Here is a 24,546-nt window from a genome sequence, read left to right as displayed (position 1 = left end):
CCCGATCGGGGGAATTCCGGCACCTCCCGCTTATCCCGCGCCCCGTCGGTGACCTGCGTCTCCGGCGGGGCGTCGCGCTGTTCGAACCGCCGCGGGCCTTTTGTCCGAGCGTAGTCGCCGGGCTACTGTCTGCCCTCGTTTCCCCCGGGCACCGGGGGTCCGTCAGCGGAAGGGAGAGCGGTCACCCGTGGGGTCCCATCGCCGCCGCGCACACTCCGGCCCAGACCGGGGTGGGCGCGGAGCCACCGTCACCGTCCTGTCCACCGCAGCCGCCACCGCGGCGGCGGCCCTCGCCGCCGCACCGGCCGGCGCCGCACCCCGGGAGACCCCGGCGGACGTCGGCGCCGAGGTGGACCGGCTGTACGAGCAGGCGGAGAAGGCCACCGAGGCGTACAACAGCGCAGACGAGCGCATGGACAAGCTGCGCGCCCAGGTGAGGAACGCCCAGGACCGGATCGCCCGCGGGCAGGAGCGCATCAACACCATGCGCGGCGCTCTCGGGGCCCTCGCCGGCGCGCAGTACCGGTCGGGCGGTATCGATCCCGCGCTCGCGCTCGTGCTCTCCGCGGACCCGGACGGCTATCTCGACAAGGCGGCGACCCTGGACCGCGTGAGCGCCCGGCAGGCGGGCCGGCTCAAGGACGTCCAGAAGGCCCAGCGCACCCTCGCCCAGGAGCGCACGGAGGCCGCCGGCCGGCTCGCCGAGCTGGAGAGGAGCCGCAAGGACGTGGCACGCCACAAGCGCACCGTCGAGCACAAGCTCGCGGAGGCCAGGCGGCTGCTCGACGCGCTGCCGGCCGCGGAGCGGGAGGTCTACGACAGGGCCTCGCGCGACACCGGTCGGACCCCGCTTCTGGATCTGGTCGGCTCCGCCCTGCCGTCGTCGGCGCGGGCCGCGACCGCCGTCACCGCCGCCCGCTCGGCCATCGGGCTGCCCTATGTGTGGGGCGCCAACGGCCCGTCGGGCTTCGACTGTTCGGGCCTGATGCAGTGGTCGTACGCGCAGGCAGGCGTCGCGCTGCCGCGTACTTCTCAGGAGCAGCGGTACGCGGGCCGGCGGGTGTCCCTCGCCGAGGCACAGCCCGGCGATCTCGTCGCCTACCGCTCGGACGCCAGCCACATCGCGATGTACGTGGGCAACGGCCAGGTCATTCACGCGCCCTACCCCGGCGCCCCCGTGCGCTACGACCCCGTGGGGATGATGCCCGTCTCCTCGGTGACGCGGGTCTGAGCCGCTTCCGTCCGGCGTCACGCTGGTCCGATCCATCCCATGCCGCCCCGTACGATCGGAAAGGTGGCGGGTCGACGGCGTGGTTCCCGGGTGGTGGTGCTGTGGTTCGCGCTGCTCGCCCTCGTAACCGGGCTCGTCGGATGCGGCGGGCCTGCGGCGCGCGACACGGCCGCCGTTGAGGTGCAGCGTCTCCTCGACCGGCGAGCCGGTGCGGTGCTGGACCGGGACGAGGCGGCCTATCTGGCCACCGGCCAGGGCGGCGTGGGGCGCGCGGAGTTCGAGAACCTCCAGGACGTCCCGCTGGCGTCCTGGGAGTACCGGCTGACCCGCTTCGACCGCTCCGGCTCACGGGCCACGGCCGCTGTCGACCTGCGCTATCGGCTGGACGGCTACGACCGCGGGGCGGTGGACGCGGCCCGCACCCTCCGGCTGGAGCGCCGCGACGGCCGGTGGTACGTCGCCTCCGACCGTCCCGCGAAGGACACCGCCGAGCAGCTGTGGGAGCAGGGGCCCGTCCGGGTTGTACGGGGCGCACACAGCCTCGTCCTCGGCGTGGGGCAGGACGAGAAGGAACTGCGGCGGTACGCGGACGTCGCCGACCGTGCGGTGCCCGCGGTGCAGAACGCCTGGGGCGACGAGTGGGCCGGGCGCGTCGTCGTCCTGGTGCCGAAGTCGCTGGACGGCATGGCGGAACTGCTCGGGGCGCCCGCGTCCGGATACCGCGGCATAGCGGCCGTGACCACGGGCGAGGCCGGAAGCTCGGGAAAGACGCCGGCCGACCGGATCTTGATCAACCCCGAGGCGTTCGGTGTGCTCGGCGCATTCGGCCGCCGGGTCGTCCTCACCCACGAGACGACGCATGTGGCCACCCGTGCGCACACCTCGGCCGCGACCCCGCTGTGGCTCTCCGAGGGCTACGCCGACTGGGTCGGCTACCGCGGCACGGGACGCACGGCCGAGCAGGCCGCACCGGAGCTGGCACGCGCGGTGCGCGCCGGGCGGCTGCCGGACGCTCTGCCCGACGACGCGGACTTCGGCTTCGGGGGCGACGCGGACCGCCTAGCGGAGGCGTACGAGGGCGGGTGGCTGGCCTGCCGGATGATCGCCCGCGACTGGGGCGAGGACCGGCTGAACGCCTTCTACCGCGCGGTGGGCGCGCACAAGGAGCGAAAGGGCGCGGTCGAGGACGCCCTGCGGGACGTACTCGACACCACGCCGAAGAGCTTCACCGAGCGGTGGCGCGCCTATCTGCGGGCCCAACTGGACACGTGACCCCACACGGTGCCCGGGGGCCGCAGGACGCCCTGTGAGCGGCCTCAGGACGGCCTGAGGACCTCCTTGTCGCGTGCGGCCTGAGCGGGCAGCGGGCGGGCCTCCTGGGACGGCGGCCGCGACACGGTGTCCCGCCACAGGCGCACGGCGGCGGTGGCCGTGGCGGCGACCAGGAGGATGTTGCGTGCGTAGAGCAGGGTGACGCCCAGCCCGTCGCTGGCCACCACGTGCGAGAACCACACGGGGAACTCCAGCAGCGTGACCAGGGTCGCGGCCAGCACCAGCAAGGCAGGGACCGTCATCCGGCTGCCGCGGAAGACCAGGCACACGGCGGCGAGACCCACCAGCCACACCATGTACTGCGGGCTGATGACCCGGCTGGTGACCGTGAAGAGCAGGACCGCCACGAAGGCCGCGTCCGCGGGCGTGGTCGGCGACCAGACGCGGGCGCGCAGCCGCCACAGCACCAGCCAGCCGAGGGCCAGCACCGACAGCGCCTGTGCGAGCAGGCTCACCAGCGGCACGTACGGGCCCAGGAACTCCACCGAGCCGTAGTTGAGCAGCACCTGGCCCGACCAGCCGAAGTGCCTCGCCGTGTGGAAGGCCAGCGCGCCGAGCGACTCGACCTCGGTGCCGCGGTCCCGCTGGAAGGTCAGAAACGCCAGCGCGCCCGGCATGGCGGCGATGAACACGAGCGCGATCAGGCCGCCCGTTACGGCCGCCGCGGACCAGGCGCGAGGCCACCGGGGGCGCTCATCGCCGCCCGTGGAGACCTCGCGCACGGCACCGACCAGCAGCAGCACCGGCCACACCTTCAACAGCGCGCCGAACCCCGCGAGCGCCCCCATCACGCGGGGCCGCCGCGCGCCCGCCAGCAGGGCCGCGATCGCGACGGCCGTCACCATCAGGTCGTAGCGGGCGTACGCGGTGGGCCCGAGCAGGGCCACGCCCGCGACCCACACCCAGGCGCCGCGCAGCGTCTTGCCGGGCCGTCCGCCCGCATAGAGGAGAAGCGCCATCACCACCGCGTCGGCCAGGAAGGCCAGCACGAAGAAGGCCGACGCGTAGTCGAGGAAGGGCAGCAGGGCGGGGGAGAGGACGGCGAGGGCGGCGGCCGGCGGGTACTGCCAGGTGACGTCGTCGAGCGGGAAGGTGCCGGTGCGCAGCACCTCGTACCAGCCCTGGTAGATCACCGAGATGTCGCTCGTCACATCGGGCCCGGGGAAAACGAACACCTTGAAGACGTAGAGCAGGAGGAGCGTCCGGCTCAGCCCCCAGGCCGTCAGGATCCAGACGTACGCCGGGATCCGTGTCCAACGTGCTCCAGCCATGCCCACCTCGTCCGTGTTCTCCGGCGCCTGAGCAGTCATGATGCCGGGGCTACCTGTGCCAGAGCCATGATGCTCGGCCGTTCGGTACTGTCGCCACGATGCACAAGACGCTGATCGTGACCAACGACTTTCCGCCCAGGCCCGGCGGTATCCAGGCATTCCTGCACAACATGGCGCTGCGCCTGGACCCCGAGCGGCTTGTCGTCTACGCCTCCACCTGGAAGCGGAGCCGCGAGGGCGTCGAGGCCACGGCGGCCTTCGACGCCGATCAGCCCTTCACCGTCGTACGCGACCGTACGACGATGCTGCTGCCGACGCCGCGGGTGACGCGGCGCGCCGTGTCGCTGCTGCGGGAGCACGGGTGTACGTCGGTGTGGTTCGGTGCGGCCGCGCCGCTCGGGCTGATGGCGCCCGCGCTGCGCCGGGCCGGGGCCGAGCGGCTGGTGGCCACCACGCACGGTCACGAGGCCGGGTGGGCCCAGCTGCCCGCGTCGCGCGGGCTGCTGCGCCGGATCGGCGACTCGACGGACACACTGACCTACCTCGGCGAGTACACGCGCTCGCGGATCGCCGCCGCGCTGTCTCCGGAGGCAGCCGCGCGCATGGTCCAGCTGCCGCCCGGCGTCGACGAGAAGACCTTCCACCCCGGCTCGGGCGGGGACGCCGTCCGCGCCCGACTGGGCCTGACCGACCGGCCGGTCGTGGTCTGTGTCTCGCGCCTCGTGCCGCGCAAGGGGCAGGACACCCTCATCCGCGCGATGCCGCGGATCCTGGCCGCGGAGCCGGAGGCCGTGCTGCTCATCGTGGGCGGCGGGCCGTACGAGAAGGAGCTGCGGAGGCTCGCGGACGAGACCGGCGTCGCCCGGTCCGTGCGGTTCACCGGGGCCGTGCCGTGGGCGGAGCTGCCCGCCCACTACGGCGCCGGGGACGTCTTCGCCATGCCGTGCCGTACGCGGCGCGGGGGGCTCGACGTCGAGGGGCTCGGGATCGTGTACCTGGAGGCTTCCGCGACCGGGCTTCCCGTCGTCGCCGGGGACTCCGGAGGGGCGCCGGACGCGGTGCTCGACGGGGAGACCGGGTGGGTCGTCCCCGGCGGCGCCCCGGGCGCCGCCGCTGAGCGGATCATCACGCTGCTCGGGGATGCGGAGCTGCGGAAGCGGATGGGGGAGCGGGGGCGGGAGTGGGTCGAGGAGCGGTGGCGGTGGGATCTGCTGGCTGAGCGGCTCGAGGCGCTGCTTTAGGCGGCAGCAGACAGGGCCCCGTAAGGGGCCCTGTCACGGCGGCTAGCCGCGGTAGATCGCCTCGATCTCGTCCGCGTAGTCCTTCGCCACCACGTTCCGCTTCAGTTTCAGCGAAGGCGTGAGGTGGCCCGAGTCCTCCGTGAACTGGTTTGCGAGGATGCGGAACTTGCGGACGGACTCGGCCTTGGAGACTGCCGCGTTGCCGTCGTCCACGGCGCTCTGGATGGCGGCGACGAGGTCGGGGTCGTCGCGCAGGGACGCCGTCGTGGAACCGGCCGGCTTGCCGTGGTCCTCGGCCCAGCGGCCCAGGAACTCCTCGTCGATGGTGACGAGCGCGCCCACGAACGGGCGGCCGTCGCCGACGACCATGCACTCGGCGACGAGCGCGTGCGCCCGGATGCGGTCCTCGATCACCGCCGGGGCGACGTTCTTGCCGCCCGCGGTGACGATGATCTCCTTCTTGCGGCCGGTGATGCGCAGGTAGCCGTCCTCGTCGAGCGTGCCGATGTCGCCCGTGTGGAACCACCCGTCGGCCAGCGCCTCCTCGGTCGCGCCAGGGTTGTTCCAGTACTCCTTGAACAGGTGCTCACCGTGCAGCAGCACCTCGCCGTCGTCCGCTATCCGCACGACAGAGCCCGGCAGCGGCTGCCCGACCGTACCGATCTTCGCCCGGTCCCAGGGGTTGAAGGCGGTGGCCGCGCACGACTCCGTCAGGCCGTAGCCCTCCAGGACCGTGAAGCCGATGCCGCGGAAGAAGTGGCCGAGGCGCTCGCCCAGCGGCGCACCGCCCGAGATCGCGTACTCGCCGCGCCCGCCGAGCACAGCGCGCAGCTTGCTGTAGACGAGCTTGTCGAAGGTCTTGTGCTTGATCTTCAGGCCGAGCGACGGGCCCGACGGGGTGTCGAGCGCGCGGCTGTACGCGATCGCCGTGTCCGCGGCCTTGTCGAAGATCTTCCCCTTGCCGTCCGCCTGCGCCTTGGCGCGCGCCGAGTTGTAGACCTTCTCGAAGACGCGCGGCACGCCGAGGATCAACGTCGGCTGGAACGCCGCGAGTTCGTCGGTCAGGTGCTTGATGTCCGGCACGCAGCCCAGCTTGATCGGCGCCATCATCGGCGCCACCTGCACCAGCCGCCCGAATACGTGCGCCAGCGGCAGGAAGAGCAGCACCGAGCACTCGCCGGTGCGGAACAGAGGCCGCATCCGCTCCACGAGGTTGCCGCACTCCGCGAAGAAGCTGCGGTGCGACAGCACACAGCCCTTCGGGCGGCCGGTCGTGCCCGAGGTGTAGACGATCGTCGCCGGGTCGTCCGCCCTGGCGATCGAGCTGCGCTGCTCGACGGTCGCGTCGTCGACGTCCTTGCCCTGGCGCCGCAGTACGTCGACGGCACCGGCCTCGATCTGCCAGACCGGGCCCAGGGCGGGCAGCCGGTCGCGTACGGACTCCACGGCAGCCGCGTGCGTGTCGAGCTCCACGATGCAGGCGACCGCGCCCGAGTCACCGAGGATCCACTGCACCTGCTCCGGCGAACTGGTCTCGTACACCGGCACGGTGACCGCGCCCGCGCTCCAGATCGCGAAGTCCAGGAGGGTCCACTCGTAGCGCGTGCGGGACATCAGCCCGACGCGGTCGCCGGGCCGCACACCGGAGGCGATCAGGCCCTTGGCGGCGGCCTGCACCTCGGCGAGGAAGGCCGCGGCGGTGACGTCCTGCCAGACACCGTCGACCTTGCGGGCGATGACGGCGACGTCCGGATGCTGTGCGGCGTTTCTGCGGACGATATCGGTCAGGTTGCCGTCCGCAGGGACCTCGTACAGGGCCGGAAGGCTGAACTCGCGCAAGACTGCTGCTCCTCATAGGGCACTGGCGCCACGACGGTGTGCGTATGCGACGGTGCGGTCCAAGGCTAGGGCAGGGCGTGCTCATAGGGAGTCAGTAGTTGAAACCCTGAGCACAACTGGACTGCCCGGACGTTACCGATCGGTACGGCCTCTCCGATAGGGGGTCAGGGCCAGATGTTCGCTGCGTCACACATGCATGGCGACGCTTCGCGCACAGTAGTCCAAGCAATTCCCGACTGGGAAGTAAACCGCAGGTCGGACGCCTCTACCCACGTTTGACCCGCGACTCTAGGGTGATCACCATGGCAGCTTCACGCGTCGTTTACAGCAGGACCAGAATCCACGTGGTCAGTGATGTGCACGGCAACGCCCGCGACCTGGCGAGAGCCGGTGACGGCGCCGACGCGCTGGTCTGCCTGGGCGACCTCGTCCTCTTCCTCGACTACGCCGACCACTCCCGCGGGATCTTCCCCGACCTCTTCGGCCGGGAGAACGCCGACCGCATCGTCGAGCTGCGCACCGCCCGCCGTTTCGAGGAGGCCCGCGCCTTCGGGGCCCGGCTGTGGGCGGGCATCGGCACGGACCGCGCGACGGCCATCGAGAAGGCGGTACGCAGGCAGTACGCCGAGATGTTCGCGGCCTTCCCCACGCCGACGTACGCCACCTACGGCAACGTCGACATGCCGGACCTCTGGCCCGAGTACGCAGGGCCCGGCACCACCGTGCTCGACGGCGAGCGGATCGAGATCGGCGGCCTGGTCTTCGGCTTCGTCGGCGGCGGACTGCGCACCCCGATGAACACGCCCTACGAGATCAGCGACGAGGAGTACGCCGCCAAGATCGAGGCCGTCGGCGAGGTCGACGTGCTGTGCACGCACATCCCGCCGGAGGTCCCCGAACTCGTCTACGACACCGTGGCGCGCCGCTTCGAGCGCGGTAGCCGCGCCCTCCTGGACGCGATCCGGCGCACCCGGCCCCGCTACTCGCTCTTCGGCCACGTCCACCAGCCGCTGGTGCGGCGCATGCGCATCGGCGCCACGGAGTGCGTGAACGTCGGGCACTTCGCGGGCTCCGGACAGCCCTTCGCACTGGAGTGGTGAGGCTCGCCCCGGTGGGCCGGGGACGTGACGCGAGGGAGGGGTGACGGACGGCATGCGGACGTGTGCGCGGTAGCCTTCACGCTGCATGGACATATGCCCTGACCGGACCGTAACTGGAGGAGCCACGGCGATGGCGGAACACACCAGCTCGAGCATCACCATCGAGGCGGCACCGGCCGACGTCATGGCGGTGATCGCTGACTTCGCCCGCTACCCGGACTGGACGGGCGAGGTGAAGGAGGCCGAGGTCCTCGCCTCCGACGACCGGGGCCGCGCCGAGCAGGTCCGCCTCGTCATGGACGCGGGCGCGATCAAGGACGACCAGACGCTGGCGTACACCTGGACCGGCGAGAACGAGGTCAGCTGGACGCTCGTCAAGTCCCAGATGCTCCGGTCCCTGGACGGCTCGTACATCCTCAAGCCCGCGGGCGCGGGCGCCACCGAGGTCACCTACCAGCTGACCGTCGACGTCAAGATCCCCATGCTCGGCATGATCAAGCGCAAGGCGGAGAAGGTCATCATCGACCGAGCCCTGGCAGGCCTGAAGAAGCGCGTCGAGTCGAAGTAGCCGTAACGCGTTGTGGCAGGCGTTCCGCTGGGGGTCCCCCCAGGTCCTTGAGGCACTGGGGGAGGAACGGGTGGGCACAGCGCCACGACGGCGGGCGCGTCCGAGTAGTACCCGAGCCCCGAAACTGCAAAGGCGCCCATCGATGCGCACAATCCTCCTCACAGGCCCCGGCGGCTCAGGCCGCACAACCCTCGCGGCGGCCACCGCGCTGCAAGCCGCCCGCAGCGGCACCCGCACACTCGTGATCTCCGCCGACCGGACCGACACCCTGGGCGCCGCGCTCGGCGTGCCCACCGGCGCGGACCCGGTCCAGCCAGAGCCGGGCCTCACGGCGGTGCGGACCGACCCGGCGGAAGGGTTCCGGGACGATCTGCTGGCCTTCCAGGACCGCGCCGCCCAGGCGCTGGACCTGCTGGGCGCCGCCCGCCTCGACGAGGAGGAGCTCACGCCGCTCCCCGGCAGCGGCGAACTGGCCCTGCTGCGCGCCCTGCGTGACGCGGCCGCGGCCCCGTACGACCTGCTCGTCGTGGACCTCCCCCCGGCCCCGGAGGCCCTCGCCGTCCTAGCGCTGCCGGAGCAGCTGCGCCGCTATCTGCGCCGGCTGCTGCCCCCGGAGCGGCAGGCGGCCCGCGCGCTGCGCCCCGTACTCGGCCGCCTCGCAGGCGTCCCCATGCCCGGCACCTGGCTGTACGAGACTGCCGCCCGCTGGGACCTCGAACTCGCAGGCGTCCAGGCCGTCATCGAGGACCCGGCCACGACGGTGTGGCTGGTCGCCGAGCCGGGCCCCGCGGGCGCCGACGCCGTGCGCACCGCCGCCACCGGCCTCGCCCTGCACGGACTGCGCACGGACGCGCTGCTCGCCAACCGCGTACTGCCCGAGGCGTCCGCCGACCCCTGGCTCGCCGGCCTCGCCGCCCAGCAGCGCAAGGTGCTCGCCGAGTGGGACGGGTCGTACACGGTCCGCGAAGTGGCGCACCTGGGCGGCGACCCGCGGGGCGCCGACGACCTCGCGGCCCTCGACGCGCCGTCGCCCTCGCCCGCCCCGGCACCCGTGAGCTGGCCCGTCGGCGACCACCTGGCCGACGACGGCGTGCTGGTCTGGCACATCCCGCTCCCTGGCGCCGTACGGGACGAGCTCGAGCTGATCCGCCGGGGCGACGAACTCGTCGTCACCTCCGGGCAGTTCCGCCGGATCGTTCCGCTTCCGTCGGCGCTGCGCCGCTGCACCGTGGCCGGGGCGGGGCTGCGCGACGACGAGCTGCGCATCCGGTTCGCCCCGGACCCGGATCTGTGGCCCAGTGCGGTGAACGGCGTACCGCCGTTCGGGTAACGTCGAAGAGAGAAGCCCCTGGCCCTGCAGGAGTCTGTCCCCATGAGTGATGCCACCGAACGCCCCGCATCCGGACCCGCCGACGAGGCGCACGTCCCCGGCGAGGATGCGCAGGCCGCAGGACCGTTCGACGCCGACGCCTGGGCGAAGGCCTGCGCCGAGGATCTCGAGGCCGAGAAGGCGCGCCGCCGCGCCACGCACGGGGCGCAGCCCGGTTCGGCCGCAGAGGAGCTGCGCAAGCTCGTCGACGCCGTGGCCGACAAGCTCTCCGGCCTCCAGTCGCCGCTGTTCGGCGCGGCCGCGGGAGGTGCGGCGCAGCAGATGGTCAACCAGTTCGTGCAGCAGGCCAAGGCCGCCGTCGAGCCCGTGATAGAGCGCAATCCGGAGGTCTTCGACCACCTGGCGGCCGCCGGATCCGAGCTGCTCGCCGCCTACCGCACCGCCGTCGAGGCGCAGGAGCGGCGGTGGACCCGCGGGCCCCACTCCAAGGACGACGGTCCCGGGCCCGGAGAACACATCGACCTGGACTGATCCCCCGGACCGACAACCCGGACCGATCGCCCGGAATGATCACCTCGGAATGATCAAGCCGGGCTGATCGACTTGGACTGAGGGCGTCCCTCGCAGGGGGTACGGTTGGCCTTAGCGGGGCTCGACCGAAAACTGAGGGACACATGGGACTCACCATCGGCGTCGACATCGGCGGCACGAAGATCGCGGCCGGCGTGGTCGATGAGGAAGGCAACATCCTCTCGACCTTCAAGGTGCCGACCCCCACCACGTCGCAGGCCATCGTGGACGCCATCGCCGCCGCCGTCGAGGGCGCACGGGCAGGACACGAGATCGTCGGCGTGGGCATCGGCGCTGCGGGATACGTCAACCGCCAGCGCTCCACCGTCTACTTCGCGCCCAACATCGACTGGCGGCAGGAGCCGCTGAAGGCCGAGGTGGAGGACCGCGTGGGCCTCCCGGTCGTCGTCGAGAACGACGCCAACGCGGCCGCCTGGGGCGAGTACAAGTTCGGCGGGGGCAAGGGCCACCGCAACGTCATCTGCATCACCCTGGGCACCGGCCTCGGCGGCGGCATCATCATCGGCAACAAGCTGCGGCGCGGCCACTTCGGCGTGGCCGCCGAGTTCGGGCACATCCGCATGGTGCCGGACGGCCTGCTGTGCGGCTGCGGCAGCCAGGGCTGCTGGGAGCAGTACGCATCGGGGCGCGCCCTCGTGCGGTACGCGAAGCAGCGCGCCAACGCCACGCCCGAGAACGCCACGACCCTTCTCTCGATGGGCGACGGCACCCCCGACGGCATCGAGGGCAAGCACATCTCGATGGCCGCCCGCCAGGGCGACCCGGTCGCCGTCGACTCGTACCGTGAGCTGGCCCGCTGGGCCGGTGCGGGACTCGCCGACCTGGCGTCGCTCTTCGACCCGTCGGCGTTCATCGTCGGCGGCGGGCTCTCGGACGAGGGCGAGCTGGTCCTCGACCCGATCCGTAAGTCCTTCAAGCGCTGGCTGGTCGGCGGCAACTGGCGCCCGCAGGCCGAGGTCATCGCCGCCCAGCTCGGCAACAAGGCCGGCCTGGTCGGCGCCGCGGACCTGGCCCGCGAGCCGGACCCGATCATGTGACACCACGCGTCGCCCGGCAGCGCCCGCCGCGCCCCATGGGGGCCACGGCGGGCGCTGCCGTGTCGGGGACGGCGCGCCCTGCCGTATCTTGATCGCCATGCCGACGAGCCCGCCCGCCAGTCCGCTGCCCAACTCCCGCACCGAGCCGGACGGTTCGGCCGTCATCCGGGTGCTCAGCTACAACATCCGGTCCATGCGCGACGACACCACCGCGCTCGCCCGGGTGATCAGCGCCTGCGCGCCCGACCTCGTGCTCGTCCAGGAGGCCCCGCGGTTCTTCCGCTGGCGCAAGAAGCTGGCCCGGCTCGCGGCCGCCTCCGGTCTGGTGACCCTCTCCGGCGGGGCCACCGCGGCGGGCCCGGCGCTGCTGTGCTCGCTGCGCGCCACGGTCGAGCGGACCGAGGACATCCTGCTGCCCCTCACTCCCGGCCTGCACCGCCGCGGCTTCGCGACCGCGGTCGTACGCTTCGGGGACGCCGCCCGGCTCGGCGTACTGAGCTGCCATTTGAGCCTGCAGAAGGACGAGCGGTACGACCAGGGCGGGATGCTGCTCGACCGGCTCGCCGGGATGGGCGTCCCGTGCGCCGTCGCGGGCGGCGACATCAACGAGCGGCCCGACGGGCGCACCTTCCGGCGGCTCGCCGGTGAACTGCGGGACTGCTGGGCCGCCAAGCCCTGGGGCGCCGAGTACACGTCGACACCGGCCGATCCGCACCAGCGCATCGATGCGATCTTCGCGACGGCCGGCGTGGAAATCCTCGGCTGCGGGGTTCCCGTGGGTCACCCTGGTGTGCACGAGAGGGACCTGAGGGCGGCCACGGACCATCTACCGGTCCTGGCCGCCCTCAGAATTCCCCCTTATTGCGCCTGAACCGGCGCCGATTCAGACGACAGCCCCGCGCCCCGGGTGGTCGTCGTCCTCATCGTCGTCCTTCATCCGCACCACCAGCGTGGCGAAGCCGCCGAGGAAGCCGCCGACGCCGAGTGTCGCCAGCCACCAGGTCATGTCCCAGCCGAGCAGTATGGCGAGGAGCAGCAGCACCGGGCCGCCGACGACGGCCAGCCAGGCGAACTTGGCCGTGGTGTCGGCGGCGGGCAGGGGCGGCGGCTCCGGCGGTACGAAATGCCCCTCGTCGTCCCCGTCGAAGTCGTCGTCGGACGGCTCCGGCGCCGCGTAGTCGCGGGGGCCGACACCGGGCGCGAAGGAGATGGAGCTGCCCACGGGCCTGCCGGACCTGTCGGCTCCACCCGCCTTGTTCCGCGCGTCCGACGAGTCCTCGTCATCCGGGTCCGCGTCGGCATCCCTGTCCGTGTCCGCGCCGGCCGGACCCTGGCCGTTGTGCTCGATCTCCAGCAGCGCCAGGTCCTCCACGGACTTGAACGGCTTCGCGCCGGGCGGGTCCGCCGGCTCCTCGCCGTACCCGGCGACGATCGCCGCCCAGGCGGCCTCCTCGTCGAACGGCACGCCCCGCTCCTCCGGCTCGCGGCCCTCGTCGCGGTCAGCGTCGTGCTCAGCCACCGGTGGCCGTCCCTTCCCTGTCCCCGACCGGCTCCTTGGTCCCGCCGGCCTGCTCGCCCTCGCCGGACCGCTCGGCGCCGTCGGTGGCGCCGGGCGCGAGCCGGCCCATGAAGGCGTGGCTCTCCTCGAAGATCCGGTCCGCGTCATGGTCCAACGTCGCCACGTGGTAGCTCTGTTCCAGCAGGATCTCCGTGACATCCGTGGACGACACCCGGCTGAGGATGCGGGCCGTGTCGGCCGGCGGCACCACATGGTCCTGCGGGCTGTGGAGCAGCAGCAACGGCTGTGTGACCTGCGCAAGCTCGCCGTCGACCAGCCGGAAGAAGATCCGCAGGGAGTGCGCGGCGTGCAGCGGCACCCGGTCGTAGCCGATCTCCTCGGCGCCCTCCTTGGCGATGTCGCTGGTGATGCCCTTCGTCGTCCTGACGAGGTGCCGGGCGACCGGCAGCGCGTACGCCGAGAGGCCGTGCACCTTGTTCGCCGGATTGACCACGACGACGCCGCTGACCGCGTCCCCGTGCCTGGCCGCGAGCCGCAGCGCGAGCGCGCCGCCCATGGACAGGCCGGCGACGAAGACCTGCTTGCACCGCTCGAGGAGCGCGCGCAGCTCGCGGTCCACCTCCGCGTACCAGTCCTGCCAGGTGGTGAGCTGCATGTCCTCCCAGCGCGTGCCGTGCCCGGGCAGCAGTGGCAGCGAGACGGTCAGACCGCGACCGGCCAGGTACTCCGCCCAGGGACGCAGCGACTGCGGGGAACCGGTGAAGCCGTGACAGAGGAGGACGCCGACCTCTCCGCCCTCATGGCGGTACGGCTCGGCTCCAGGAAGGACCGGCACCTTCGGTCTCCTGTTCATGAGGCTTGGACGGGGTACCCCCGGCAGTAGTCCGGCGACTGCGTGCGTGGACCTGCTTCGGAGGCGTACTTCACCGTACGCGACCGCACTGACACCGACCAGATCCGTACCGTGCCGGACCCCGCCCGCTTCAGGCGGAGCCCGGGCCCGGCACGGGTTAAGGTCTGATCCACGGAAACAGGAGGCACTCGGGTGATCTACGAGGCAATGAAGTTCTCCATCGGAGGGCCGCTGAAGCTTGCCTTCAGGCCCTGGGTGGAAGGGCTTGAGAACGTACCCGCCGAGGGCCCCGCCGTCCTGGCGAGCAACCACCTGTCGTTCTCGGACTCCTTCTTCCTACCCGCCGTCCTCGACCGGAAGATCACGTTCATCGCCAAGGCCGAGTACTTCACGACGCCCGGCGTCAAAGGACGGCTGACCGCCGCCTTCTTCAAGGGCGTCGGGCAGCTGCCGGTGGACCGCTCGGGCGCGCGGGGCGCGGGCGAGGCGGCCGTCAGGAGCGGCATCGGGGTCATCGAGCGCGGCGAGCTGTTCGGGATCTACCCGGAGGGCACCCGCTCGCCCGACGGGCGTCTCTACCGCGGCAAGCCGGGCGGCCTCGCGCGCGTGGCGCTCGCCACCGGCGCTCCGGTCATCCCGGTCGCGATGATCGACACCGAGAAGATCCAGCCGCCGGGGAAGGCGATCCCGAAGCTGATGCGCCCCGGCATCCGCATCGGCAAGCCGCTGGACTTCACCCGCTACAGCGGCATGGAGCACGACCGGTTCGTGCTCCGCGCGGTGACCGACGAGGTCATGTACGAGATCATGAAGCTCTCCGGCCAGGAGTACGTGGACATCTACGCGACCGCCGCGAAGCGGCAGATCGCGGAGGCCGCGAAGGCCGAGAGAGAAGCGGCAAAGGCGAAGGCGCAGGCCCCGGCGGGGACCGAGGCCGGCGGCAAGGACACGGCGGAGCAGGACAAGGCCGGCTCGTAGGGGCGTCGTCGCAACGGCGGGCGCCGGGGGTGGGGGAAACATGGCCAAGCGCGAGCGAGTCATGAGGATGTCGGTCGAGCAGCCGCTGTGGCGTGCGCTCACCGCGTACCGGCTTCTCACGATGGTGTACGCGATCGCGCTCTTCGTCTCCGCGTACGACGAGTTCGCCCGCCCCTGGGTGGCCGTCGCCTACTTCGCGGTGCTGCTCGTCTGGACCCTGGCCACGCTGCCCCGGGTCGCGGGCGCCGCGAGCTGCACCAAGCGGTTCCTCGCCGTCGACCTCACGATCGCGCTCACCGGCATCCTGCTCACGCCGGTCGCCGACGCGCACGAACGGATCGTGGCCGGCGGGCCGACGCTGCCGACGATATGGACGGCCGGCGCCGTCCTCGCGTACGCCCTGAAGGGCGGCTGGCGCTGGGCGGCCGTCGCCTCCGCGCTCGTCGGCGTCGCCAACATCGTGCAGCGCGGCGCGCTCAGCCGGGACACCTTCCACAACGTCCTGCTGGTCTGGGTCGCCTCCATCGCCATCGGATACGTCGTCGAGGTCGCGCGTGCCTCCGAGCGCACCCTCGCCCGCGCCCTGGAGATCGAAGCGGCGACGCGCGAGCGGGAACGGCTCGCCCGCGACATCCACGACGGCGTGCTGCAGGTCCTCGCCATGGTGCAGCGCCGCGGCACGGCACTCGGCGGCGAGGCCGCGGAGCTCGGCCGCATGGCCGGAGAGCAGGAGGCCGCCCTGCGGGCACTGGTCGCCGGCGGCCTGGTGACCGCATCGCACGCGTCGGAGGACGCCTCCCAGGGAGCGGTCGTACGGGTGGTGGAGGTACCGGACGACGAGGACGCGGCGGGCGAGCCGTGCGACCTGCGGTCGCTGCTCGCACCGCACGCCGGGGCGCGGGTGACCTTCTCGGAGCCGGGCGCCCCGGTACTGCTGGCACCCGTCGCGGCGAGGGAGGTCGCCGCCGCTGTCAGCGCCGCCCTGGACAATGTCCGCAACCATGCCGGTGACGGCGCGCGGGCCTGGATCCTGGTCGAGGAGGAGCCGGACGCGGTGATCGTGACGGTGCGGGACGACGGCCCCGGCATCCCCGAGGGACGGCTTGCCCAGGCCGAGGGGGAGGGCCGCCTCGGCGTGGCCCTGTCGATCCGGGGCCGGCTGCGGGACATAGGCGGCACGGCCGAGCTGGTCTCGGTACCGGGCCAGGGCACAGAGGTCGAACTGAAGGTTCCGAAGGTTCCACGGGGGAAGGCGGCACAACGATGAGCCAGAAGAACGAACCGGCCGCGCAGGCACAGGAGTTGACGCAGGAGCGCGCGCAGGGGCAGGGGCGGATCACGGTGATGGTCGTCGACGATCATCCGATGTGGCGGGACGCCGTCGCCCGCGATCTCACGGAGTCCGGTTTCGACGTGGTCGCCACGGCGGGGGACGGCGAGCAGGCGGTGCGCCGCGCCCGCGCGGTCGAGCCGCATGTGCTCGTGCTGGATCTCAACCTGCCGGTCAAGCCGGGCGTCCAGGTGTGCAAGGAGCTCGTCGCGGCCGACCCGGCCCTGCGGGTGCTCGTCCTGTCCGCGAGCGGCGAGCACGCCGACGTCCTGGAGGCGGTCAAGTCCGGTGCCACGGGCTATCTGCTGAAGTCGGCCTCCACGGAGGAGCTGATCGACGCGGTGCGCCGCACGGCGGTCGGCGACGCCGTGTTCACGCCCGGCCTCGCGGGCCTGGTCCTCGGCGAGTACCGCCGCCTCGCCTCCGAGCCCGCACCGACCGCGCCGGACGAGCCCAAGGCACCGCAGCTCACCGAGCGCGAGACCGAGGTGCTGCGGCTGGTCGCCAAGGGCCTGAGCTACAAGCAGATCGCCGAACGGCTCGTCATCTCGCACCGGACCGTGCAGAACCACGTGCAGAACACCCTCGGCAAGCTCCAGCTCCACAACCGCGTCGAACTCGTCCGGTACGCGATAGAGCGCGGTCTCGACGACGACGCCTGACCGCCCGTCAACTGCGCCCGCCAGGCAAACCCCTCGTTAGGGTGAAGAGTTTTCGATCAACCCCTCGATGTTTCACCGGAATTGACGCGCCGCCCTGTCCCGGAGTGACGTGGGTCACCATTAGCGTGGCCTGCATCGGCTCAATTCGGAGCGAAGGGACATTTCCATGCGGGTCGGAGTACTGACCGGGGGCGGCGACTGCCCCGGGCTCAACGCCGTCATCCGGGGCATCGTCCGAAAGGGCGTTCAGGAGTACGGCTACGACTTCACCGGCTTCCGCGACGGCTGGCGCGGTCCGCTGGAGGGCGACATCGTGCCGCTCGGCATCCCCGCCGTGCGCGGCATCCTCCCCCGGGGCGGCACCATCCTCGGCTCATCGCGCACAAATCCCCTCAAGGAGGAGAACGGCATCCGCCGGATCCGGGAGAACCTCGCGAAGTACGAGGTGGACGCCCTGATCGCGATCGGCGGCGAGGACACCCTGGGCGTCGCGGCGCGCATCGCCGACGAGTACGGCATCAACTGCGTGGGCGTACCGAAGACCATCGACAACGACCTGTCCGCCACCGACTACACCTTCGGCTTCGACACGGCCGTCGGCATCGCCACCGAGGCGATCGACCGCCTGCACACCACCGCCGAGTCGCACATGCGCGTGCTCGTCGTCGAGGTGATGGGCCGTCACGCGGGCTGGATCGCGCTGCACTCGGGCCTCGCGGGCGGCGCCAACGTCATCCTCATCCCCGAGCAGCGCTTCGACGTCGACCAGGTCTGCTCCTGGGTCACCTCCCGCTTCAAGGCGTCGTACGCACCCATCGTGGTCGTCGCCGAGGGCGCGATGCCCAAGGACGGCGACATGGTGCTCAAGGACGGCTCGCTCGACTCCTTCGGCCACGTCCGGCTCTCCGGCGTCGGCGAGTGGCTGGCGAAGGAGATCGAACACCGCACCGGCAAGGAGGCACGTACGACCGTGCTGGGCCACGTCCAGCGCGGCGGCACGCCCAGCGCCTTCGACCGCTGGCTCGCCACCCGCTTCGGGCTGCACGCGATCGACGCGGTGCGCGACGGCGACTTCGGCAAGATGGTCGCCCTCCGCGGCACGGACATCGTCCGCGTCCCGATCTCGGAGGCCACGGCCAAGCTGAAGACGGTGGACCCGAAGCTGTATGCGGAGGTCGGGGTGTTCTTCGGCTGACCTGCGGCGCTCTCTCCTCGCGCGGCAGGCCCGGGCTATGGGCCGTATATTCGCGATATCGGCCCATAGCCCAGCAACATCGGAGAAGTCGTGGAAATCATCGCTTTCGGGGTGCAGTCCGATGAGAAGCCACTGATCGAGAAGGCGTTCGCCGGCCATCACGACATCCGATGCCTCGATGTCTTCCTCAACGAGGACACCGCCCCCATCGCGGCGGGCCACGAGATCATCTCCACGAGCGTCAACGCCGATCTGAACAACCGCGTCCTTCAGACCCTCGCCGCCGGTGGAACGCAGATGATCGCCCAGCGCTCTACCGGCTTCAACAACATCGACCTGGAGGTCGCCGAGCGCCTTGGCATCACCGTGGCCCGGGTCTCGTACTACTCGCCGTACTCGGTCGCGGAGTTCGCCTGGTCGCTGGCGATGGCGATCAACCGGCGCATCGTCCGCGCCTCCACCCGCACCCGCGACTTCGACTTCCGGCTGGACGGCCTGATGGGCCGCGACATGCACGGCCGCACCGTCGGAGTGCTCGGCACCGGCAAGATCGGCGAGGCCTTCACGCGGATCGCGCACGGCTTCGGCATGAATCTGCTCGGCTGGGACGTCGCCGAGAACCCCGCCTGCCTCGAGCTCGGCATGGACTACGTCGAGAAGGAGCGGCTCTTCGCCGAGGCCGACCTGATCAGCCTGCACGTGCCGCTGCTGCCCGCGACCCAGAACCTCATCGACGCGTCGGCCCTCAAGAACATGAAGAACGACGCGATCCTGGTGAACTCCAGCCGCGGCGGACTCATCGACTCCCAGGCCCTCGTCGACGAGCTGCGCAAGGGCCGCTTCACAGGCGTCGGCCTCGATGTCTACGAGGCGGAGGCAGGGCTGTTCTTCCTCGACAAGTCCCTGGAGATCGTCGTGGACGACACCCTGGCCCGCCTCGTGACCTTCCCGAACGTGCTGGTCACCTCGCACCAGGCGTACTACACGGAGGACGCCGTCGGCCAGATCATCGACACCACCCTGCAGAACGTCCTCGACTACAAGGCGGGCCGCCGCTCCGACAACGTGCTGGTGCCGTCGGCCCCCAAGAGCTGACCCACCAGCTCCCGCACGATGGCCGCCCCGCGCAGCGACAGCACCGACTCGGGGTGGAACTGCAACGAGGCGAAATGCGCTGCGCGCAGCGCGTGCACCTCGCCCGTGGCCGTGTCCCGGCTGACTTCGATGCCGTGCGCCGCCAGCTCCAGGGCCGCATCGTCGTCGCAGGCCGCCACGAAGCTGTTGTAGAAACCGACGGTCTCCCGGCGCCCGAAGAGATCGATGTCCGTCTGCGCGCCCTGGTACGGCACCTCCTTCCGCACGATCTCCAGGCCCAGCTCTGCCGCGATCAGCTCATGGCCCAGGCAGACGCCCAGCACGCCGTACCGGTGACCGCTGATCACCTCGGCGGTGAGTGCCCGCAGGAACCGCATCTTGGGGTCGCCGGTGTCGCCCGGATCGCCGGGCCCGGGGCCCAGCACCAGCGGACCCTCGTGGGCGAGCACCGCATCGCGCAGCCCCGGCTCGTCGTACCGCCGCACCGTCACCTCGAGACCCGACGCACGCAGCACATGCGCGAGCATCGCCGTGAAGGTGTCCTCGCCGTCGACGACCAGCGCGTGCCCCTCCAGGGCCGCCGACCTCTCCTGCATCCGCAGCCAGAACGGCGCGAGCCCGGCCCGTCGGCCGTCGAGCGCCGCCTGGACGCGCGGGTCGTCCGCCAGCCCCGGCCCCTCCCGCTCCTCGCGCGGCCGTCCCGGGCGCACCCCCAGAGCGGCCAGCACCCCCGCCGCCTTGGCATGCGTCTCCGCGACCTCGCTCACCGGGTCGGAGCCGCGCACGAGCGTCGCGCCGACCGGGACCCGCAACCGCCCGGCGGGGTCGATGTCGGCGGTACGGATGAGGATGGGGGAGTCGAGGGTCTGGGCACCGCCCGTATCCCGGCCGATCAGGGCCAGAGCCCCCGCGTAATAGCCGCGCCCACCCACCTCATGGCGCTCGATGACCCGGCACGCGTTCTGCACGGGTGACCCGGTGACGGTCGCTGCGAACATGGTTTCGCGCAGCACCTCGCGGACGTCCAGCGACGACTTGCCCCGCAACTCGTACTCGGTGTGCGCGAGATGGGCCATCTCCTTCAGCCGCGGCCCGATGACGACACCGCCCATGTCGCCGACCGTGCACATCATCTTGAGCTCCTCGTCGACGACCATCGAGAGCTCCTCGATCTCCTTGCCGTCGGCGAGGAACTCCAGCAGGCTCTCGGCGGTCGGCCCCTCGGCCGGGTAGCGGTACGTCCCGCTGATCGGATTCATCACGACCGTGCCGCCGGACATCCGCACATGCACCTCCGGGCTGGCCCCGACCAGCGTCCGGTCGCCGGTGTGCACGACGAACGTCCAGTACGCGCCCCGCTCACCGACCAGCAGCCGCCGGAACAGCGCGAGTGCGTCAGCCCTGCTGAAGCCCGGGATCTCACCCTCGTACATCCTGCGGATCACGAAGTTCGCGCCCTCGCCCTGCCCGATCTCCTCGCGCAGCACCCGGTCGACGATCTCCGCGTACTCCTCGTCCGCCACGTCGAAGGCCCCGCCCTCGACGCGTACGTCATGGGCGGGCAGCCGCAACAGGGCCTCGGTGAGCGGCAGTTCGTACGTCTCCTCGGCGGTCAGCACCGCGAGCGGGGTGCCGTCGTCGCGTACGTCGAAGCCGCGCTCCCGGATCTGCCGGAAGGGGACGAGCGCGAGCGAGGGCCGGTCGCCCACGGGGATGTCGGCGAGGCGCTCGACCTCGCGTACCGGGCCGAGCAGCACCTCGACCGTGTCGTGATCACGGCCCGGAGTGCGGCGGCGCAGCAGGGCGAAGGGCGGGCAGTCGGCGTCGAGCAGTCTGTGCAGGTCCACGGCGGGGTTCCTTCCCTCGGACTTTCTGATGGAGAGGAACAGCCCGTGGAAACACCGAAGGCCGCCCCTCGGGCGGCCTTCGCGAGTCTCTGAGTACGCGCAGTCAGTGGGCCGCCGAGCGAGCGGTCCACCACCAGTTACGGGTCGTGTGCGCGAACATGCCCGGCACCCTACCCGACGTGACGGCGCCGCGTCCCGGCACGCCGGGATCCGGACAAGACCAGCTCGTGATCTCCCCGTACGCCCAGGTCGAGGCCCCTGTCTCCCGCGGTCCGGGGTGTCGCCGAACGAGCGGGCACCGTCTCACTTGCTGAGCGGGGTCGGGGGTGCCCGACACGACCCCGTAATGTGGGGGACGTGACCGTGAACGCTAAGTCCACCGCTGACGGTGGCAACACCTGGCGAGACCTTCCCGCGGCGCAGCAGCCCGAGTACCCCGATGCCGAGGCTCTGCGCGACGTCGTCGCGGAGCTCGAGTCGTATCCGCCGCTCGTCTTCGCAGGCGAGTGCGACCAGCTGCGCGCCCGGATGGGAGCCGTCGCCAAGGGCGAGGCGTTCCTCCTCCAGGGCGGCGACTGCGCCGAGGCCTTCGACGGCGTGTCCGCCGACCACATCCGCAACAAGCTCAAGACCCTGCTCCAGATGGGCGCCGTGCTGACGTACGCCGCCTCGGTGCCGGTCGTGAAGGTCGGCCGGATCGCCGGCCAGTACTCCAAGCCGCGCTCCAAGCCGACCGAGACCCGCGACGGCGTGACGCTGCCGACGTACCGCGGCGACTCCGTCAACGGCTTCGAGTTCACCGAGGAGGCCCGCATCCCGGACCCCGAGCGCCTGAAGCGGATGTACAACGCATCCGCCTCGACGCTCAACCTGGTGCGCGCCTTCACCACCGGCGGCTACGCCGACCTGCGACAGGTGCACGCCTGGAACCAGGACTTCGTGAAGTCGTCCCCCTCGGGCCAGCGCTACGAGCAGCTGGCGCGCGAGATCGACAACGCGCTGAACTTCATGCGGGCCTGCGGCACGGACCCGGAGGAGTTCAAGACCGTCGAGTTCTACTCCTCGCACGAGGCGCTGCTGCTCGACTACGAGTCCGCGCTGACCCGCGTGGACTCGCGTACCGGCAATCTGTACGACGTCTCGGGCCACATGGTGTGGATCGGTGAGCGCACCCGCCAGCTCGACGGGGCCCACATCGAGTTCGCGTCGAAGATCCGCAACCCGATCGGCATCAAGCTCGGCCCGACCACGACGGCCGAGGAGGCGCTGCAGTACATCGAGCGCCTCGACCCCGAGCGCGAGCCGGGCCGCCTGACCTTCATCGTGCGGATGGGCGCGGACAAGATCCGCGACCGGCTGCCGGAGCTGGTCGAGAAGGTCACGGCCTCGGGCGCCGTAGTGGCCTGGGTGACCGACCCGATGCACGGCAACACGTTCGAGGCGGCCTCCGGCCACAAGACGCGCCGCTTCGACGACGTGCTCGACGAGGTCAAGGGCTTCTTCGAGGTCCACAAGGCGCTGGGCACGCACCCGGGCGGCATCCACGTGGAGCTGACCGGCGACGACGTCACCGAGTGCGTGGGCGGCGGCGACGAGATCTTCGTCGACGACCTGCACCAGCGCTACGAGACGGCCTGCGACCCGCGGCTCAACCGCAGCCAGTCGCTGGATCTGGCCTTCCTGGTCGCCGAGATGTACCGGGACCAGTAAGGGCCTTCTACTCAGGGGTGGGGCGCGGATCCGTGTGATCCGCGCCCCACTGGCACATCCGGGGCTTTTGCGCCCCCGGGGTCCCGGGTAAGGTTAGGTTAGCCTCACCGACGGAATCGGGGTGGCACTGCCAAGCGATCCCGAGATCACCGGGGAGGTGAACCGCGTGTACGTCTGCAACTGCTTCGGTGTGACCGAGGCGCAGGTGAAGAAGCACGCGGAGGACGGTGCCTGCACCCCCCGCCAGATAGCGTCGGCCTGCAAGGCGGGCACGGACTGCGGTTCGTGCGTACGCCGGATCCAGGCACTGCTCGGCCGGGGCGCGTGCCCGCGTCGCGAGCTGGTGGACCAGGGCATGGCCGCCGCCGCGCTGACCGCGGAGCCGGTGCTCGACCAGCCGCTCGAGGAACTCGAGGACGCGGCGTAGAGCCCGTCGGCTCGGCCGTTCGACCTCCCCGTCCGCCCGTAGTGACAGGGCGCCGCAGAAGCCTTTCTGCAGCTTGACCGCCCGGTCCCCGGCTTGACCGCTGGCCCCGGCCTAGCTCTCCGGCTGCTCGATGACCTGCGCGATGTAGAGCGCCTCGCCGAGCTTGTCGACCAGCTCCAGCTGTGTGTCCAGATAGTCGATGTGGTGCTCCTCGTCCGCGAGGATCGACTCGAAGATGTTCGCAGAAGTGATGTCGCCCTTGGAGCGCATCACCTCGATCCCGCGCTTGAGGCGGTCGATCGCCTCCACCTCGACCTGCCGGTCGGCCTGGAACATCTCCGTGACGGTCTGCCCTACGCGCACATGGAAGAGCCGCTGGTAGTTGGGCAGACCCTCGAGAAAGATGATCCGGTCGGTGAGCACCTCCGCGTGCTTCATCTCGTCGAACGACTCGGCCCGGGTGTACTTCGCGAGCTTCGTCCAGCCGTAGTTCTCCTGCATCTTCGCGTGCAGGAAGTACTGGTTGATCGCTGTGAGCTCGCCGGTCAGCTGCTCGTTGAGGAATTCGATGACCTCGGGGTCGCCCTGCATCGCAGAGGCTCCTTCCAAGTGCGTGACTGGGCAGATGGCGCGCATCCTTGCACCGCGACGGTGGGTCGTCCAGTAAGTGCACGCTTAGTAGTAGTTGTCCGGTATCGGTTCGGGGCCGGTCATTTGCACCCCCTCCGGTCTGTCAGGATGGAGGCATGGGTCATCCGTCGGGTCGCGAATCTCGGGAAGCTGTGCAGTCCGAGCTGCCGCCGGGACAGCGACTGCAGAGGGGCTGGCCGGTCACGCACTACGGTCCTGTACCCAAGTTCCGGCCCGAGCGCTGGGAGTTCCGGGTCTTCGGCGCCACCGCCGACGGGGACAAGCACTGCTGGACGCACGAGGAGTTTTCGGCCTTGCCGTACGCGACGGTCGTGGCCGATCTGCACTGCGTCACGAAGTTCAGCATGCTCGGCGCGGAATGGGGCGGAGTCCCGGCCGCGACCATCCTGGAGCTCGCCCCGCCCGCGCCCAATGTCACCCATGTGATGGTCTGGGCCGAGTACGGCTTCAGCTCGAATCTGCGGCTGACCGACTTCATGTCGGACCGGACGATCTTCGCAACCCACAAGGACGGCGAGCTCCTCACCGCCGAGCACGGCTTTCCGCTGCGGCTCATCGTGCCCCATCTGTACGCCTGGAAGGGGCCCAAGTGGGTCCGCGGCGTCGAGTACATGACCGCCGACCGGCGCGGCTTCTGGGAGGAGCGCGGCTACCACAACATCGGCGATCCCTGGCGTGAGCAGCGCTACTCGTACCAGGAGGAGCCCGGGGACGGCCCCGAGCTCTGAATCGCCGGCGG

At 71.2% G+C, this 24,546-nt stretch carries 23 protein-coding genes; 17 read left to right on the top strand and 6 right to left on the bottom strand.

What is annotated here, in order from left to right; translation table 11 throughout:
- Window positions 1-187 precede the first annotated feature (187 nt).
- Window positions 188-1,231: a C40 family peptidase gene (locus tag ABT009_RS21395; protein ID WP_351296922.1), complete on the top strand. Its 1,044-nt coding sequence runs from the start codon at window positions 188-190 to the stop codon at window positions 1,229-1,231.
- 63 nt (window positions 1,232-1,294) lie between these two features.
- A complete protein-coding gene (locus ABT009_RS21390; protein ID WP_351296919.1) occupies window positions 1,295-2,503 on the top strand; it encodes a hypothetical protein in 1,209 nt (402 codons plus the stop codon).
- 44 nt (window positions 2,504-2,547) lie between these two features.
- On the opposite strand, the gene ABT009_RS21385 is transcribed toward ABT009_RS21390, so the two are convergent.
- Entirely contained in the window at window positions 2,548-3,834 is a 1,287-nt protein-coding gene (locus tag ABT009_RS21385) for a glycosyltransferase 87 family protein (protein ID WP_351297090.1), read from the bottom strand.
- 98 nt (window positions 3,835-3,932) lie between these two features.
- On the opposite strand from ABT009_RS21385, the gene ABT009_RS21380 reads away from it, so the two are divergent.
- Window positions 3,933-5,075: a glycosyltransferase family 4 protein gene (locus ABT009_RS21380; RefSeq protein ID WP_351296916.1), complete on the top strand. Its 1,143-nt coding sequence runs from the start codon at window positions 3,933-3,935 to the stop codon at window positions 5,073-5,075.
- Between the two features lie 42 nt (window positions 5,076-5,117).
- On the opposite strand, the gene ABT009_RS21375 is transcribed toward ABT009_RS21380, so the two are convergent.
- Window positions 5,118-6,914 (bottom strand): AMP-dependent synthetase/ligase, encoded by a 1,797-nt coding sequence (locus ABT009_RS21375; RefSeq protein WP_351296913.1) that lies wholly within the window; start codon window positions 6,912-6,914, stop codon window positions 5,118-5,120.
- Window positions 6,915-7,216: 302 nt separating this feature from the next.
- Between ABT009_RS21375 and ABT009_RS21370 the strand changes: the two genes are divergently transcribed.
- The 6 genes from ABT009_RS21370 (at window position 7,217) to ABT009_RS21345 (ending at window position 12,411) form a co-directional block, all read left to right on the top strand.
- On the top strand, window positions 7,217-8,014 hold the full coding sequence (locus ABT009_RS21370) for a metallophosphoesterase family protein (RefSeq protein WP_351296910.1): 798 nt from the start codon (window positions 7,217-7,219) through the stop codon (window positions 8,012-8,014).
- Window positions 8,015-8,144: 130 nt separating this feature from the next.
- Window positions 8,145-8,582, top strand: a complete 438-nt coding sequence (locus ABT009_RS21365; RefSeq protein ID WP_351296907.1) for an SRPBCC family protein — start codon at window positions 8,145-8,147, stop codon at window positions 8,580-8,582.
- Between the two features lie 142 nt (window positions 8,583-8,724).
- Window positions 8,725-9,912, top strand: a complete 1,188-nt coding sequence (locus ABT009_RS21360) for an ArsA family ATPase (RefSeq protein ID WP_351296904.1) — start codon at window positions 8,725-8,727, stop codon at window positions 9,910-9,912.
- 24 nt (window positions 9,913-9,936) lie between these two features.
- The gene (locus tag ABT009_RS21355; protein WP_502989935.1) at window positions 9,937-10,443 is read left to right on the top strand and encodes a DUF5304 domain-containing protein; all 507 of its coding nucleotides are present in this window, start codon (window positions 9,937-9,939) and stop codon (window positions 10,441-10,443) included.
- Window positions 10,444-10,586: 143 nt separating this feature from the next.
- On the top strand, window positions 10,587-11,540 hold the full coding sequence (locus tag ABT009_RS21350; protein ID WP_351296898.1) for an ROK family glucokinase: 954 nt from the start codon (window positions 10,587-10,589) through the stop codon (window positions 11,538-11,540).
- Between the two features lie 97 nt (window positions 11,541-11,637).
- Complete coding sequence (locus ABT009_RS21345) at window positions 11,638-12,411, top strand: endonuclease/exonuclease/phosphatase family protein (RefSeq protein ID WP_351296895.1); 774 nt, start codon at window positions 11,638-11,640, stop codon at window positions 12,409-12,411.
- Window positions 12,412-12,423: 12 nt separating this feature from the next.
- On the opposite strand, the gene ABT009_RS21340 is transcribed toward ABT009_RS21345, so the two are convergent.
- Window positions 12,424-13,059, bottom strand: coding sequence for a hypothetical protein (locus tag ABT009_RS21340; RefSeq protein ID WP_351296892.1), 636 nt, complete (start codon window positions 13,057-13,059; stop codon window positions 12,424-12,426).
- On the bottom strand, window positions 13,052-13,894 hold the full coding sequence (locus ABT009_RS21335; protein ID WP_351296889.1) for an alpha/beta hydrolase: 843 nt from the start codon (window positions 13,892-13,894) through the stop codon (window positions 13,052-13,054). The genes ABT009_RS21340 and ABT009_RS21335 overlap by 8 nt, the downstream gene beginning before the upstream one ends.
- Before the next feature lie 225 nt (window positions 13,895-14,119).
- Here ABT009_RS21335 and ABT009_RS21330 point away from each other — a divergent pair, with 225 nt between their 5' ends.
- The 5 genes from ABT009_RS21330 to ABT009_RS21310 all read left to right on the top strand — a co-directional run bounded on the left by ABT009_RS21330 (window position 14,120) and on the right by ABT009_RS21310 (window position 19,172).
- Window positions 14,120-14,890 carry a lysophospholipid acyltransferase family protein gene (locus tag ABT009_RS21330; protein ID WP_351297087.1) on the top strand — a complete coding sequence of 257 codons (771 nt, stop codon included), beginning with the start codon at window positions 14,120-14,122 and terminating at the stop codon, window positions 14,888-14,890.
- 40 nt (window positions 14,891-14,930) lie between these two features.
- Window positions 14,931-16,157 carry a MacS family sensor histidine kinase gene (gene macS / locus ABT009_RS21325; protein WP_351296886.1) on the top strand — a complete coding sequence of 409 codons (1,227 nt, stop codon included), beginning with the start codon at window positions 14,931-14,933 and terminating at the stop codon, window positions 16,155-16,157.
- Between the two features lie 77 nt (window positions 16,158-16,234).
- On the top strand, window positions 16,235-16,882 hold the full coding sequence (locus ABT009_RS21320; protein ID WP_351297084.1) for a response regulator: 648 nt from the start codon (window positions 16,235-16,237) through the stop codon (window positions 16,880-16,882).
- A gap of 166 nt (window positions 16,883-17,048) precedes the next feature.
- Window positions 17,049-18,077, top strand: a complete 1,029-nt coding sequence (locus tag ABT009_RS21315) for a 6-phosphofructokinase (RefSeq protein WP_351296883.1) — start codon at window positions 17,049-17,051, stop codon at window positions 18,075-18,077.
- 90 nt (window positions 18,078-18,167) lie between these two features.
- Window positions 18,168-19,172, top strand: a complete 1,005-nt coding sequence (locus tag ABT009_RS21310; protein ID WP_351296880.1) for a 2-hydroxyacid dehydrogenase — start codon at window positions 18,168-18,170, stop codon at window positions 19,170-19,172.
- Here the strand turns inward: ABT009_RS21310 and ABT009_RS21305 are convergent.
- Window positions 19,115-21,019, bottom strand: coding sequence for an anthranilate synthase family protein (locus ABT009_RS21305; protein WP_351296877.1), 1,905 nt, complete (start codon window positions 21,017-21,019; stop codon window positions 19,115-19,117). The genes ABT009_RS21310 and ABT009_RS21305 overlap by 58 nt on opposite strands.
- A 357-nt stretch (window positions 21,020-21,376) precedes the next feature.
- Here ABT009_RS21305 and ABT009_RS21295 point away from each other — a divergent pair, with 357 nt between their 5' ends.
- Window positions 21,377-22,729 carry a class II 3-deoxy-7-phosphoheptulonate synthase gene (locus tag ABT009_RS21295; RefSeq protein WP_351296874.1) on the top strand — a complete coding sequence of 451 codons (1,353 nt, stop codon included), beginning with the start codon at window positions 21,377-21,379 and terminating at the stop codon, window positions 22,727-22,729.
- Between the two features lie 157 nt (window positions 22,730-22,886).
- Entirely contained in the window at window positions 22,887-23,156 is a 270-nt protein-coding gene (locus ABT009_RS21290) for a (2Fe-2S)-binding protein (RefSeq protein WP_351297078.1), read from the top strand.
- Between the two features lie 111 nt (window positions 23,157-23,267).
- On the opposite strand, the gene bfr is transcribed toward ABT009_RS21290, so the two are convergent.
- Window positions 23,268-23,747: a bacterioferritin gene (gene bfr / locus ABT009_RS21285; protein WP_351296871.1), complete on the bottom strand. Its 480-nt coding sequence runs from the start codon at window positions 23,745-23,747 to the stop codon at window positions 23,268-23,270.
- 155 nt (window positions 23,748-23,902) lie between these two features.
- Here bfr and ABT009_RS21280 point away from each other — a divergent pair, with 155 nt between their 5' ends.
- Complete coding sequence (locus tag ABT009_RS21280) at window positions 23,903-24,535, top strand: sulfite oxidase-like oxidoreductase (RefSeq protein WP_351296868.1); 633 nt, start codon at window positions 23,903-23,905, stop codon at window positions 24,533-24,535.
- Window positions 24,536-24,546 lie beyond the last annotated feature (11 nt).

This window comes from Streptomyces sp. NPDC002896, assembly GCF_040295225.1.
Lineage (GTDB): Bacteria > Actinomycetota > Actinomycetes > Streptomycetales > Streptomycetaceae > Streptomyces.
Note: the sequence above shows the minus strand (reverse complement) of the source record. Positions and strands in the feature narration are given on the sequence as shown.

Bases quoted from the DNA above. Each gene is read 5' to 3' on its own strand.
- ABT009_RS21385 (WP_351297090.1), bottom strand. From the start codon at position 3,834: ATGGCTGGAGCACGTTGGACACGGATCCCGGCGTACGTCTGGATCCTG.
- ABT009_RS21380 (WP_351296916.1), top strand. From the start codon at position 3,933: ATGCACAAGACGCTGATCGTGACCAACGACTTTCCGCCCAGGCCCGGC.
- ABT009_RS21370 (WP_351296910.1), top strand. From the start codon at position 7,217: ATGGCAGCTTCACGCGTCGTTTACAGCAGGACCAGAATCCACGTGGTC.
- ABT009_RS21365 (WP_351296907.1), top strand. From the start codon at position 8,145: ATGGCGGAACACACCAGCTCGAGCATCACCATCGAGGCGGCACCGGCC.
- ABT009_RS21360 (WP_351296904.1), top strand. From the start codon at position 8,725: ATGCGCACAATCCTCCTCACAGGCCCCGGCGGCTCAGGCCGCACAACC.
- ABT009_RS21350 (WP_351296898.1), top strand. From the start codon at position 10,587: ATGGGACTCACCATCGGCGTCGACATCGGCGGCACGAAGATCGCGGCC.
- ABT009_RS21345 (WP_351296895.1), top strand. From the start codon at position 11,638: ATGCCGACGAGCCCGCCCGCCAGTCCGCTGCCCAACTCCCGCACCGAG.
- ABT009_RS21330 (WP_351297087.1), top strand. From the start codon at position 14,120: ATGAAGTTCTCCATCGGAGGGCCGCTGAAGCTTGCCTTCAGGCCCTGG.
- macS (WP_351296886.1), top strand. From the start codon at position 14,931: ATGGCCAAGCGCGAGCGAGTCATGAGGATGTCGGTCGAGCAGCCGCTG.
- ABT009_RS21320 (WP_351297084.1), top strand. From the start codon at position 16,235: ATGGTCGTCGACGATCATCCGATGTGGCGGGACGCCGTCGCCCGCGAT.
- ABT009_RS21315 (WP_351296883.1), top strand. From the start codon at position 17,049: ATGCGGGTCGGAGTACTGACCGGGGGCGGCGACTGCCCCGGGCTCAAC.
- bfr (WP_351296871.1), bottom strand. From the start codon at position 23,747: ATGCAGGGCGACCCCGAGGTCATCGAATTCCTCAACGAGCAGCTGACC.
- ABT009_RS21280 (WP_351296868.1), top strand. From the start codon at position 23,903: ATGGGTCATCCGTCGGGTCGCGAATCTCGGGAAGCTGTGCAGTCCGAG.